Origin of the sequence: Streptomyces griseus, from assembly GCF_900460065.1 — a bacterium.
Taxonomy (GTDB): domain Bacteria; phylum Actinomycetota; class Actinomycetes; order Streptomycetales; family Streptomycetaceae; genus Streptomyces; species Streptomyces griseus.
The window spans coordinates 72,389-85,601 of record NZ_UAVD01000048.1; the positions used below are offsets into that span (position 1 = coordinate 72,389).

Consider the following 13,213-nt stretch of genomic DNA (forward strand, 5'->3'; position numbering starts at 1 on the left):
CCCCCACCCCTAGCCTGCGAGGAGAAGCGTCCGAAACACCCCCCAGGAGCCCCTCATGACCGCAATCCCGCAGGAGCGCCGCGTCGTCACTGCCATCCCCGGCCCGAAGTCGGTGGAGCTTCAGGCTCGCCGTCTCGCCGCCGTCGCCGCAGGTGTGGGCTCCACCCTGCCGGTGTTCACCGCCCGTGCCGGCGGGGGGATCATCGAGGACGTGGACGGCAACCGGCTGATCGACTTCGGGTCCGGGATCGCCGTGACCTCCGTGGGCGCCTCCGCCGAGGCCGTCGTGCGGCGGGCCTCCGCCCAGCTCGCCGACTTCACCCACACCTGTTTCATGGTCACGCCGTACGAGGGGTACGTCGAGGTCTGCGAGCAGCTCGCCGAGCTGACGCCGGGCGACCACGCGAAGAAGTCGGCGCTGTTCAACTCGGGCGCCGAGGCCGTCGAGAACGCGGTGAAGATCGCCCGTGCCTACACCAAGCGCACCGCCGTCGTCGTCTTCGACCACGGCTACCACGGGCGCACCAACCTGACGATGGGCATGACGGCGAAGAACATGCCGTACAAGCAGGGCTTCGGCCCGTTCGCGCCCGAGGTCTACCGTGTCCCGGTCGCCTACGGCTACCGCTGGCCGACCGGCGCCGAGAACGCCGGCGCCGAGGCGTCCGCGCAGGCCATCGACGAGATCAGCAAGCAGATCGGCGCGGACAACGTCGCCGCGATCGTCATCGAGCCGGTGCTCGGCGAGGGCGGCTTCATCGAGCCGGCCAAGGGCTTCCTCCCCGCGATCGCGCAGTTCGCGAAGGACAACGGCATCGTGTTCGTCGCGGACGAGATCCAGTCCGGCTTCTGCCGTACCGGCCAGTGGTTCGCCTGCGAGGACGAGGGCATCGTCCCGGACCTGATCACCACCGCCAAGGGGATCGCCGGCGGGCTGCCGCTGTCCGCCGTGACGGGCCGCGCCGAGATCATGGACGCCGCGCACGCGGGCGGTCTGGGCGGGACGTACGGCGGCAACCCGGTCGCCTGCGCCGGTGCGCTCGGGGCCATCGAGACGATGCGCGAGCTGGACCTGAACGGGAAGGCCCAGCGGATCGAGGAGGTCATGAAGGGCCGCCTCGCCGAGATGCGGAGCAAGCTGCCGAACGGCGACATCATCGGCGACATCCGCGGCCGTGGCGCGATGATCGCGATCGAGCTGGTGAAGTCCGGCACGAAGGACCCGGCCCCGGAGGCGGCGGGCGCGCTCGCGAAGGCCTGTCACGCCGAGGGCGTGATGGTTCTGACCTGCGGTACGTACGGGAACGTCCTGCGCTTCCTGCCGCCGCTGGTGATCGGCGAGGAGCTGCTGAACGAGGGCCTCGACGTCATCGAGCAGGCGTTCGGCACGCTCTGACGCTTCGAACCCGAGAGCGGTCGGGGGCGGCGTTTCGCCGCTTCCGTCCACCGTCCGGGTGAGGGCCTGTGAAGAACGTGTGCGGGGGCGATGGCGGGAGGCGGTGGCGACTGTCGGCCGCCCCTCCGCTGCCGTACGGTTTCTGCAGATGAGAGAAACACCTCGGTCGCGGGAAACCCCGGCCGACTCCGGACCGGGGCTTCCCCAGCGCCGTCCGGGGCGTGCGTTCGCGCACACCGGGGCCTCCGGCTCCGGGACTCCTCACCGATCGGACGGCCGCCCGCCCCACACCCCCCGGGGCGCGCGGCGAACCGGTCTCGCCGGCCATCCCGGAACAACCCCCCCTGTTCCCGGGTGGCCGGCCCCTCTCGTTTCCGGCGTCCTCGCTCTGCTCGTGGTCCTCTTCGCGCTGATCACCTGGCAGGTCGCCGTCGAGGGTCCGCTGCTGCGGCTCGACGAGCGCGTGGGCGGGGGGCTGTTCGGGAGCGGTCCCGCCGCGCTGACCCAGGTCCTCTCCGATCTCGGCGGGATGCCGGTGGCGCTTCCGGTGCTGGCCTGCGCGATCGGGTACGCCCTGTGGCGTCGTGCGCTGCGGCTCGCCGTGTGCGCGGCCCTCACCATGGCGGCGGTGCCCGCGCTGGTGATCCCGTTGAAGGTGGCCACCGCCCGGCAGGGGCCGCTGACCGAGGCGGTCAACTACTTCCCGTCCGGCCACACGGCCACGGCCGCCGTGGCGTACGGGGCGTCGGCCCTGGTGATGCTGGCCCTGCCCCGTCCGTCGTGGCTGCGCCGGGCGACCTGGCCCCGGGCGTGGATGATGCCCGTCGCCGCGATCCTGTTGACCACGGCGACGGGCATCGGTCTGGTGCTGCACGGCTACCACTGGCCGCTGGACGTGCTGGCCAGTTGGTGCCTGGGGCCTCTGGTGCTGGCGCCCCTGTGGTGGGTCAGCTGCCGAAGTAGGCGTCGAAGTTCTTCGAGAACTCCCAGTTGTTGAAGCGGTCCCAGTTGATCGACCAGGTCATCAGGCCGCGCAGGTCGGACCAGGTCCCCCGGGTCTGGTAGGAGCCGCAGTCGGTCTTCTTCGTCAGGCAGTTGAGCGCCTTGTTGACCTCGGCCGGCGTGGTGTGGCCGTTGCCCGCCTGGGTGGAGGCCGGGAGGCCGATGGCGACCTGGTCGGGGCGCAGGCCGGGGAAGACCTTGGTGGTGTCGCCCGCCACCGGGAAGCCCGCGAGCAGCATGTCGGTCATCGCGATGTGGAAGTCCGCGCCGCCCATGGTGTGGTACTGGTTGTCCAGCCCCATGATCGGACCCGAGTTGTAGTCCTGGACGTGCAGCAGGGTCAGGTCGTCGCGCAGCGCGTGGATGACCGGCAGGTACGCCCCGGCGCGCGGGTCCTGGCCGCCCCAGGGGCCGGAGCCGTAGAACTGGTAGCCGAGCTGCACGAAGAAGGTCTCGGGCGCCATCGTGAGGACGAAGTCCGGGCCGTACTTCGCCTTGAGGGACTTCACCGCGGAGATCAGGTTGACGATCACCGGCGAGGTCGGGTTGCGGAAGTCGGTGTCGCCGGTGTTGAGGGAGAGCGAGTGGCCCTCGAAGTCGATGTCCAGGCCGTTCAGGCCGTAGGTGTCGATGATCTTCGAGACCGAGGTGACGAAAGCGTCCCGGGCCGCGGTGGAGTTGAGCTGCACCTGTCCGTTCTGGCCGCCGATCGAGATCAGCACCTTCTTGCCCGCGGCCTGCTTGGCCTTGATCGCGGCCTTGAAGTCCGCCTCGGACTCGACGTTCGGGCACTCGGCGACCGGGCAGAGCGCGAAGCGTATGTCGCCGGAGGTGACGGAGGTGGGCTCGCCGAAGGCGAGGTTGATGACGTCCCAGGAGTCGGGTACGTCCGCCATCCGGGTGTAGCCGGAGCCGTTGGCGAAGCTGGAGTGCAGGTAGCCGACGAGGGCGCGGGGCGGGAGCTTGGTGTCGCCGCCTCCGCCGCCCGCCGTGGTGGTCGCGGTGAGGGCGGCCGATTTCGCGGACTCGCCGGCCGCGTTGGCGGCGGTGACCTGGAAGCTGTACGCGGTGGAGGCGGTCAGGCCCGTCACGGTGGCGGAGGGGCCGGTGGCCGTCGCCACCTTCGTACCGCCGCGGTAGACGTGGTAGGCGCTGGCGCCGGAGACGGCGTTCCAGGAGAGCGCGACGGAGGAGGAGGTGATCGCCGTGGTCTTCAGGCCGGCGGGGACCGCCGGGATCACGACGGGGTCGCCGCCGGGGCCGACCAGGGTGAGGTCGTCGGCGTAGTAGGCGGGGGTGCCGTACCAGCCGTGGGTGTACACGCTCACGGAGGTGGTGGAGGGGCCCGTCTTGAAGGTGGTGGTGAGCTGCTTCCACGCGCCGGGGGACTGGGTCCAGGTGGAGACGTCGGTGGTACCGGTGCCGGAGGCGCCGAGGTAGACGTAGCTGCCCTGCACCCAGGCGCTCAGCGTGTACGAGGAGTTGGGCTTGACCGTGATGCTCTGGGAGCACTTGGCGTGGTCGCTGCCGGCCGGGGTCGCCCTGAGCGCCGAGGTGCCGCTGCGGGTCGGTGTGGAGACGGCCGCACCGCTGGAGTTCGCGCAGGTCCAGCCGTCCAGGCCCGCCTCGAAGCCGCCGTTGCGTGCGAGGTCCACATCGGCGGCGCCCGCCGTCGGGGCCGAGACGGCCAGGGCCCCGGCGGCGAGCAGGCCCGCCGAGCAGACGGCCAGAAGTCTGGAGAATCTGACAGTTGGTCCGGTGCGTTCCACAACAGCCTCCGCGCAGGGGGAAATTCGGGGTTGGCGTGCGCACAACATGGTCCAGACCAATCAGGTTGTCAAGACCTCTGGCAGCCGACTCAGCCCTCCGGACGCCCCTCGCGGGCGTCCCGCGCCGCCGCCCCCGCCGCCTCGTGCATCGCGAGTTCCAGGAGCCCGGCATCGGTGAGGGTCCCCGAACCGTCCGGCGGGACCACCCAGCGCACTCCCCCGGTGACCCGCCCCGGGTACGGGACGACGATCCAGGTGCCCCGGCCGCAGCCCCTGATCCCGCTGCCGATCCAGCGGGAGACCGTGCCCGGCGGGACGAAGAAGCCCATGCGCGACTCCCCGAAGTCCGCGAGAACGGGGCCCGGACGGTCGATCAGTCGGGCGAGGACGTCGAGCGTCGGGTGACCCAGCTCGCCGGGGAGGATCAGGACGTCCCAGCGCCTGCCGGCCGGAAGGAGCGCGATCCCCTGCGGATGGCGCTCCCACTCCCACCGGCAGGCGGCCGGGTCCGGCGCCACCGACGTGAGCCACTCGATCGCCGCTTTCATTTCCGAGCCAGTCATGACCAGCCTCCCGTTGACGTGAGCACCGGCGGGGTTCCGCCGGTGCGTACACGTGCGAGAGAGCGTCGGGCGCCGACTATGACGCGGGTTGAAGCTACCAGTTGGTAGTGAAGTGGGTCACAGTGCCGGATCGTGGATCGGCGCAGGTCAGCTGTCGAAGCCGAGGCCGAGCCTGTCCATCGTCCGCAGCCACAGGTTGCGGTGCCCGCCGTTGCCGTCGGCACGGGCCAGGGACCGCTTGGTGATCTCGATCCCTGCCCAGGCGAAGGGCTCCGGGGGGAACGGCATCGGCTTGGAGCGGACCATCTCCAGCCGGGTCCGTGCCGTCTCCTCGCCGGAGAGCAGATCGAGCATCACATCGGCCCCGAAACGGGTCGATCCGACGCCCAGGCCGGTGTATCCGGCGGCGTAGGCGACCCGTCCCCGATGGGCCGTGCCGAAGAACGCGGTGAAGCGGGAACAGGTGTCGATCGCACCGCCCCAGGCGTGCGAGAAACGCAGTCCGGAAAGCTGCGGAAAACACGTGAAGAACTGCTCCGCGAGTTTCAGGAACGTCTCCGGACGCTGGTCGAGATCGGCGCTGAGCCGCCCTCCGTACGGATAGATCGCGTCGTATCCGCCCCACAGGATCCGGTTGTCCGCGGAAAGCCGGAAGTAGTGGAACTGATGGGCGCTGTCGCCCAGTCCCTGGCGCCCCTTCCAGCCGATGGAGGCCAGCTGCTCGGGGGTGAGCGGTTCGGTCATCAGGGCGTAGTCGTAGACCGGCACGGTGTACGGGCGGATCCGCTTGACGAGCGAGGGGAAGATGTTGGTGCCGAGCGCCACGCGGCGGGCGAAGACCCGGCCGTACGGGGTGCGGACCGCCATTCCCGTACCGGAGCGGACCAGGTCCAGCGCCCGGGTGTGCTCGTGGATCCGTACGCCCAGCTCCAGGCAGGCCCGCTTCAGACCCCAGGCGAGCTTGGCCGGGTGCAGCATCGCGACCCCGCGCCGGTCCCAGAGGCCGCCGAGGAACGTGGGCGAGTCGACCTCGGCGCGCAGGGCCTCACGGTCCAGGAAGTCCACGCCCGTGATGCCGAGCTTCACCAGCTCCCCGTGCCATTCCCGCAGCTCATCGAGCTGGTGGGGTTCGGTGGCAACGTCGATCTCGCCGGTGCGCTCGAACTCGCAGTCGATGCCGTAGCGGGCCACGGCGGCCTCGATGGCGTCGAGGTTGCGCTCCCCCAGCTCCTCCAGCTTCGCGATCTCGTCGGGCCACCGCTCCACGCCGTTGGCCAGCCCGTGGGTGAGGGAGGCGGCGCAGAAGCCGCCGTTGCGGCCCGAGGCGGCCCAGCCCACCTCGTGCCCCTCGATGAGGACGACGTCCCGCTCCGGATCGCGCTCCTTGGCGATGAGCGCGGTCCACAGTCCGCTGTAGCCGCCGCCGACGACCAGGAGGTCGGTGTGCTCGTCGCCGGTGAGGGCGTCAAGCGCGTCGGGTTTGGCCGGGTCGTCGAGCCAGTAGGAGACCGGCTTGGCACCGGAAAGGGATTGTGCAGCAGTACGCATGGCAGCTGGGGCCATGGTTTCCAACTCCTTCAGGAATTTCAGTTTCGAGCGTTGCTCTTGCGACGGCTCGCGATGAGCTGACCGACAAGAACCATCAGTACCGCAAGGACGAACATGGCGGTGCCGATGACATTGATCTGCACGGGCGTGCCGCGCTGCGCCGATCCCCAGACGAACATGGGGAACGTCACGGTGGAGCCCGCGTTGAAATTCGTGATGATGAAATCGTCGAACGAGAGCGCGAAAGCGAGCAGCGCTCCCGCCGCGATGCCGGGGGCGGCAATGGGAAGGGTCACCCGCAGGAAGGTCTGCACGGGGCCCGCGTACAGGTCGCGGGCGGCTTCCTCCAGGCGCGGGTCCATCGACATGACGCGCGCCTTGACGGCGGTCACCACGAAGCTGAGGCAGAACATGATGTGCGCGATCAGCACGGTCCAGAAGCCGAGCTCGGCGCCCATGTTCAGGAAGAGGGTGAGCAGGGAGGCCGCCATGACGACCTCGGGCATCGCCATCGGCAGGAAGATCAGCGAGTTGATCGCGCCGCGGGCCCGGAAGCGGTAGCGGACCAGGGCGAAGGCGATCATCGTGCCGAGCGCGGTCGCCCCGAGCGTCGCCCAGAAGGCGATCTGGAGCGAGAGCGAGAGCGAGCCGCACAGGTCGGCGACGCCGCAGGGGTCCTTCCAGGCGTCCAGCGAGAACTGCTGCCAGGCGTAGTTGAAGCGCCCCTTGGGCTTGTTGAACGAGAACACCATCACGACGATGTTCGGCAGGATCATGTACGCGAGGGTCAGCAGACCCGCGATGACGACCAGGTTCCGGCGTATCCAGCGCAGTACGGGCATCAGACCAGGTCCTCCGTCCCGGAGCGGCGGATGTAGACGGTGACCGCCAGCAGGACGATCGCCATGAGGATGAACGAGAGCGCGGCGGCCGTCGGATAGTCCAGGACCCGCAGGAACTGGCTCTGGATGACGCTGCCGACCATCTTGGTGTCGGTGGAGCCCAGCAGCTCCGCGTTGACGTAGTCGCCGCTGGCCGGGATGAAGGTCAGCAGGGTGCCGGAGACGACGCCGGGCATGGAGAGCGGGAAGGTCACCTTGCGGAAGGTGGTGGCGGGGGTGGCGTAGAGGTCTCCCGCCGCCTCGTGCAGCCGGCCGTCGATCCGCTCCAGCGAGGTGTAGAGCGGCAGGATCATGAACGGCAGGAAGTTGTACGTCAGACCGCAGACGACGGCCATCGGGGTGGCGAGGACCCGGTTGGACTCGGTCCAGCCGAGCCAGCTGGTGACGTCCAGGACGTGCAGGGTGTTCAGCACGTCCACGACCGCGCCGCCGTCGGCGAGGATCGTCTTCCACGCCAGTGTGCGGATGAGGAAGCTGGTGAAGAACGGGGCGATGACCAGGACGAGCACCAGGTTGCGCCAGCGGCCCGCCTTGAAGGCGATGAGGTAGGCCAGCGGGTAGCCCAGCAGCAGGCACAGGATCGTGGCGGTGCCCGCGTACAGCAGGGACCGGATGAACTGCGGGTAGTACTCGCGCAGCGCGTCCACGTACGTCTGGAAGTGCCAGGTGACCTCGAAGCCCTGCTCCAGCGAGCCGGTCTGTACGGAGGTGGAGGCCTGGTAGACGAGCGGCAGGGCGAAGAAGACGACGAGCCAGAGGATGCCGGGGAGCAGCAGCCAGTAGGGGACGAGGCGCTTGCGGGTGGAGGGCTTGCGGAGCACCGGCTCCCGGGGGTCGGCCGGGGGCGCGGGCGGCGCCTCGGTGAGGCTCACGCCGCGTCCTCCACGCTCTCCACGCCGGCGTCGATGTCCTGGTCGGCGTCGAGTCCGAAGGTGTGGGCGGGGTTCCAGTGCAGGATCACCTCGGTGCCGGGGAGGAGTCCCGTGCGGCGGTCGATGTTCTGCTCGTACACCTGGAGCGACGTGCCGGCCGGGCTCTCGACGACGTACTGGGTGGAGACGCCGATGAAGCTGGAGTCGACGATGCGGCCGGTGACGCGGTTGCGGCCGGTGGCTATGGAGTCCGCGTCGTCCGCGTGGGCCAGGGATATCTTCTCGGGCCGGATGCCGAGGAGGAGCCGGCCGCCGCTCGTCGTGGGGGCGGAACATCGCTCGCGGGGCAGGGTGAGCCTGCCGCCGCCCGCGGCCACCACCACGTCGGAGCCGGTGGAGACGACCTCTCCCTCGATGAGGTTGGAGGTGCCGAGGAAGTTGGCGACGAACGTGGTGCGCGGGTTCTCGTAGAGGTCGGCGGGCGCGCCGAGCTGTTCGACGCGGCCCCCGTTCATCACCGCGACGGTGTCGGCCATGGTCATGGCCTCCTCCTGGTCGTGGGTGACGTGCACGAAGGTGATGCCGACCTCGGTCTGGATCCGCTTGAGCTCCAGCTGCATCTGCCGGCGGAGCTTGAGGTCGAGGGCGCCGAGCGGTTCGTCGAGCAGCAGGACCTGCGGGTGGTTGATGAGCGCGCGGGCGACGGCGACGCGCTGCTGCTGGCCGCCGGAGAGCTGGTGCGGTTTGCGGCGGGCGAAGTCGCCGAGCTGGACGAGCTCCAGCATGGCGTCGACCTGCTTCTTGACCGACTTGATGCCGCGCCGCCGCAGCCCGAAGGCGATGTTCTCGGTGATGTCCAGGTGCGGGAACAGCGCGTAGCTCTGGAAGACGGTGTTGACGGGCCGCTTGTACGGGGGCAGGTCGGTGATGTCCTTCTCCCCGAGGAAGACCGTGCCGGTGGTGGCCTCCTCCAGCCCCGCGATCATCCGCAGGGTGGTGGTCTTGCCGCAGCCGGACGCGCCGAGCAGGGCGAAGAAGGAGCCCTGGGGCACGGTCAGGTCGAGCGGCTGCACGGCGGTGAAGGAGCCGTAGGTCTTGCTGATCCCGGCGAGGCGGACATCGCCGCCCGCGGTCTGCTGCTGCTGTGTCATGGGTCGCAGTCCCAGTGTGTTCGGGGGGAGTTGGGAAGGGGGTGCCCCGGGCAGGCCCGGCCGGGCGGTTGGTTCGCGTCGCGGCCGGCGGCGGGCCGGGAGGTCAGGCGCCGATGAGCTTGGCGAACTTCTCCTCGTACGCCGTCTCTTCCTCCGTGCTCAGGGAGCGGAAGGAGCGGGACTTGGCCGCCATCTCCTTGTCGGGGAGGATCAGCGTGTTGGAGGCCATCGACTCGTCGATCTTCGCGAGTTCGTCGCGTACGCCGTCGACCGGGCAGACGTAGTTGATGTACGCGGCGAGCCGGGCGGCGACCGGCGGCTCGTAGTAGTAGTCGATGAGCTTCTCGGCGTTGGTCTTGTGCCGGGCCTGGGCGGGGACCAGGAGGTTGTCGCTGGAGGTGATGTATCCGGCGGCCGGGATCGCGAACTCGATGTCCGGGTTGTCGGCCCGGAGCTGGATGATGTCCCCGGCCCAGCCGACGCACGCGGCGATGTCGCCCTTGCTGAGGTCGGCGGTGTAGTCGTTGCCGGTGAAGCGGCGGATCTGCTTCTTGTCGACGGCCTTCTGGAGGCGGCCGATGGCGCCGTCGAATTCGGCGTCGGTGAACTTCCCCGGGTCCTTGCCCTGGTCGAGGAGGGTCATGCCGATGGTGTCGCGCATCTCGGAGAGGAAGGAGACGCGGCCCTTGAGCTTCGGGTCGTCGAGCAGCTGGGTGACGGAGTCGACCTTGCGGCCGCCGGTGGCCTTCACGTTGTACGCGATGACCGTCGGGATGCCGGTCCAGGGGTAGGAGTAGGCGCGGCCCGGGTCCCAGTCGGGGGTGCGGAACTGGGCGGAGACGTTCGCGAAGGCGTGCGGGAGGTTCGAGGCGTCGAGCTTCTGCGCCCAGCCGAGCCGGATGATGCGGGCGGCGAGCCAGTCGGTGACGCATATGAGGTCGCGCCCGGTGTTCTGGCCGGCCGCGAGCTGCGGTTTGATCTTGCCGAAGAACTCGACGTTGTCGTTGATGTCCTCGGTGTACTTGACCCTGATCCCGGTGCGCCGGGTGAAGGCCTCCAGGGTGGGGCGGCCCTTCTCGTCCTCGCTGACGTCCATGTACTCGGTCCAGTTGGAGAAGGTGACTTCCTTCTCCTGGGCCGAGTGGTCGTCGGAGGCCGCACCGGCGTCGGCGCGCTTGGCGGGCGGGATGCCGCACGCGCCGAGGGTGGCCATGCCGCCCAGGGCGAGGGCGCCCATGCCGGAGGCGCGCAGCAGGGAGCGGCGGGTGAGGGCGCCCCGGCCGCTGGTCAGGGATCGCTTCATGGCCGCCAGTTGGGCGGCCGAGAGGCGCTCGGGCTCGTAACTCTCCATACGCGTTGCCCTTTCGGGTGTCAGGCCGCTGGGGCCCGTGGGCCCCGGTCGCGCGGCAGCTGCTATCGGTCCCCGAAGATCGTGCGGTGCCAGTCCTTCCGGGCGACCGCGGTGTTGTCGTACATGACGTGCTTGACCTGCGTGTACTCCTCGAAGGAGTACGCCGACATGTCCTTGCCGAAACCGCTGGCCTTGTATCCGCCGTGCGGCATCTCGGAGAGGATCGGAATGTGGTCGTTCACCCACACGCAGCCCGCCTGGATCTCGCGGGTGGCGCGGTTAGCGCGGTACAGGTCGCGGGTCCAGGCGGAGGCGGCCAGTCCGTAGGGGGTGTCGTTGGCGAGCGCGATGCCCTCCTCGTCGGTGTCGAAGGGGAGCACCACGAGGACCGGGCCGAAGATCTCCGACTGGACGATCTCGCTGTCCTGGGCGGCGTCCGCGACGAGGGTCGGCCGGTAGTACGCGCCGTCGGCGAGGTCGCCGCCGGGTGCCTCGCCGCCGGTGACCACCCGGGCGTAGCCGCGGGCCCGCTCGACGAAGGCGGCGACGCGGTCGCGCTGGGCGTGGCTGATCAGGGGGCCGAGGTCGGTGGCGGGGTCGAAGGGGTCGCCGAGCCGGACGGTGTCCATGAGCGCGGCGACGTCCCGGACGAAGGCGTCGTAGAGGGGGCGCTGGACGTAGGCGCGGGTGGCGGCGGTGCAGTCCTGGCCGGTGTTGATGAGGGATCCGGCGACCGCGCCGTGGACGGCGGCCTCCAGGTCGGCGTCGTCGAAGACCACGAAGGGGGCCTTGCCGCCGAGCTCCAGGTGGAGGCGCTTGACGGTGGCGGTGGCGATCTCGGCGACCCGTTTGCCGACGGCGGTGGAGCCGGTGAAGGAGGTCATCACGACGTCGGGGTGGCCGACGAGGTGCTCGCCGGCCTCCTTGCCGGCGCCGGTGACGATGTTGATGACCCCGTCGGGGATACCGGCCTCGGTGGCGGCCTGGGCGAACATCAGCGAGGTGAGCGGGGTCAGCTCGGCGGGCTTGAGGACGATGGTGTTGCCCGCGGCGACGGCCGGGAGGACCTTCCAGGCGGCCATCTGGAGGGGGTAGTTCCAGGGGGCGATGGAGCCGACGACGCCGATCGCCTCGCGACGTACGTAGGAGGTGTGGTCGCCGTCGTACTCGGCGGCGGCCTTGCCCTCCAGGTGGCGGGCCGCGCCCGCGAAGAAGGCGGCGTTGTCGACGGTGCCGGGTACGTCGAACTCGGTGGAGAGCTTGATCGGCTTGCCGCACTGGAGGGACTCGGCGTACGCGAAGTCGTCCGCCTGCTCGGCGAGGACGGCGGCGAAGCGGTGCATCGCCTCGGAGCGTTCGCCGGGGGTCGCGGCGGACCAGCCGGGGAAGGCGGCGCGGGCGGCTGCCACGGCCGCGTCGACGTCGTCGGCGCCCGCCAGCTCGTAGCGCAGCACGCATCTGCCGGTCGCGGGGTTCACCACCTCGTGGTGGTGGCCGGAGGTGCCGGGGAGCAGCTTGCCGCCGATGTACTGCGCACCTTCCGCGAAGCGGTCCTGCACCTGGAAGCCGTTGCTCATGACGCTCTCCTCCGCCGTTGTACCCGCTGGGCGGGGTCGGCGTAGCTTCTTCGTGAATTGAGTGCCGATCCTGACAGAGGGGTTCGAGCCCAACAAGTGATTCCGTTGTTGCCTTTTGGTTACGCGACGGAATCTGTCGACCATGTGTCGTGTCGGTGCGGAAATCCCCGTACGGAGTGTCAGTGGCGGATGCCACACTCACATGTCATGGGACCGATCGATGAGCTCCTGGCGGACGTGGCGCAGGGCAAGCGGGTGAAGTATCTGCCGTTCTGGGGACACCGGCCGCGCCCGGACGGGCTGCTGGGGAGCAGTTGCCTCAGCCAGTGGTGGCCGTCGCCGTTCTCGGTGGACGGGGTGACGTACGCGAGTGCCGAGCACTGGATGATGGCCGGCAAGGCGCGGATCTTCGGCGATCCGGAGGCGGAGCGGGCGGCGGTGTCGGCGAGGAGTCCGGCGGCGGCGAAGAAGGCGGGGCGCCTGGTCCGCGGCTTCGACGAGGAGGTGTGGGCCGGGGAGCGGTTCGCCCTGGTGGTGGCGGGCAGCTCGCACAAGTTCGGGCAGGACCCGGAGTTGGGCGGCTTCCTCCTCGGCACCGGGAACCGGGTGCTGGTGGAGGCGTCCCCGCTGGACCGGATCTGGGGCGTCGGGCTCGCGGCGGACGACGAGCGGGTGGAGCGGCCGCAGGAGTGGCGGGGGCTGAATCTGCTGGGCTTCGCGCTGATGGAGGCGCGGGAGAGGCTGCGGGCGGACGCGGCGGCCTGAGCCGGGTCGTGCGGTACGGGGGCGGAGGGGGCCGGTGCGGTGGGGGACCGCATGGGGCGGGGGCGGTACGGGGGCGACCGGGAGCGGTGCGATACGGGCGGGACAGGGGCCGGTGCGGTACGGGGGGCTGGGCGGGTTCCGTAGGGGGTGGGGGTCCCGGCCGGGCGGGGAGCGGTCCCCGCCCGGCCGGTGGTGCACGGCGTCCTTGGCCCGGGAAGCGACCGGTCCGGGCCCTGTCGTCACACTGCCGCCCGACCCCGCGGGGCCGCCCTTCGGGCGACGACGGCGGTGGGACGACAGGACCTAGCGGCGGTCCC

11 protein-coding genes are annotated in these 13,213 nt (G+C 70.3%); 3 read left to right on the forward strand and 8 right to left on the reverse strand.

The features are described 5' to 3' along the window. The first annotated feature begins 55 nt into the window (after positions 1-55). Positions 56-1,396, forward strand: a complete 1,341-nt coding sequence (gabT, locus tag DTB53_RS31925; RefSeq protein ID WP_012378805.1) for a 4-aminobutyrate--2-oxoglutarate transaminase — start codon at positions 56-58, stop codon at positions 1,394-1,396. Positions 1,397-1,544: 148 nt separating this feature from the next. Further along, complete coding sequence (locus DTB53_RS31930) at positions 1,545-2,393, forward strand: phosphatase PAP2 family protein (RefSeq protein WP_012378806.1); 849 nt, start codon at positions 1,545-1,547, stop codon at positions 2,391-2,393. Here DTB53_RS31930 and DTB53_RS31935 read toward each other — a convergent pair. The 8 genes from DTB53_RS31935 to DTB53_RS31970 all read right to left on the reverse strand — a co-directional run bounded on the left by DTB53_RS31935 (position 2,344) and on the right by DTB53_RS31970 (position 12,131). Further along, positions 2,344-4,167, reverse strand: coding sequence for a chitinase (locus DTB53_RS31935; protein WP_012378807.1), 1,824 nt, complete (start codon positions 4,165-4,167; stop codon positions 2,344-2,346). The genes DTB53_RS31930 and DTB53_RS31935 overlap by 50 nt on opposite strands. 89 nt (positions 4,168-4,256) lie before the next feature. Continuing rightward, on the reverse strand, positions 4,257-4,730 hold the full coding sequence (locus DTB53_RS31940; protein WP_003965904.1) for a bifunctional DNA primase/polymerase: 474 nt from the start codon (positions 4,728-4,730) through the stop codon (positions 4,257-4,259). Between the two features lie 147 nt (positions 4,731-4,877). Continuing rightward, entirely contained in the window at positions 4,878-6,293 is a 1,416-nt protein-coding gene (locus tag DTB53_RS31945) for an NAD(P)/FAD-dependent oxidoreductase (protein WP_042495970.1), read from the reverse strand. Between the two features lie 23 nt (positions 6,294-6,316). After that, the gene (locus DTB53_RS31950; RefSeq protein WP_003965906.1) at positions 6,317-7,120 is read right to left on the reverse strand and encodes an ABC transporter permease; all 804 of its coding nucleotides are present in this window, start codon (positions 7,118-7,120) and stop codon (positions 6,317-6,319) included. Beyond that, entirely contained in the window at positions 7,120-8,052 is a 933-nt protein-coding gene (locus tag DTB53_RS31955) for an ABC transporter permease (protein WP_012378809.1), read from the reverse strand. The genes DTB53_RS31950 and DTB53_RS31955 overlap by 1 nt, the downstream gene beginning before the upstream one ends. Then, complete coding sequence (locus DTB53_RS31960; RefSeq protein WP_012378810.1) at positions 8,049-9,203, reverse strand: ABC transporter ATP-binding protein; 1,155 nt, start codon at positions 9,201-9,203, stop codon at positions 8,049-8,051. Before DTB53_RS31960 ends, DTB53_RS31955 begins: the two co-directional genes overlap by 4 nt. A gap of 103 nt (positions 9,204-9,306) precedes the next feature. After that, complete coding sequence (locus DTB53_RS31965; RefSeq protein WP_012378811.1) at positions 9,307-10,554, reverse strand: ABC transporter substrate-binding protein; 1,248 nt, start codon at positions 10,552-10,554, stop codon at positions 9,307-9,309. 62 nt (positions 10,555-10,616) lie between these two features. After that, positions 10,617-12,131 (reverse strand): gamma-aminobutyraldehyde dehydrogenase, encoded by a 1,515-nt coding sequence (locus DTB53_RS31970; RefSeq protein ID WP_012378812.1) that lies wholly within the window; start codon positions 12,129-12,131, stop codon positions 10,617-10,619. Between the two features lie 207 nt (positions 12,132-12,338). On the opposite strand from DTB53_RS31970, the gene ybiA reads away from it, so the two are divergent. Beyond that, on the forward strand, positions 12,339-12,896 hold the full coding sequence (gene ybiA / locus DTB53_RS31975) for a riboflavin biosynthesis intermediates N-glycosidase (protein WP_012378813.1): 558 nt from the start codon (positions 12,339-12,341) through the stop codon (positions 12,894-12,896). The last annotated feature ends 317 nt before the right edge of the window (positions 12,897-13,213 follow it).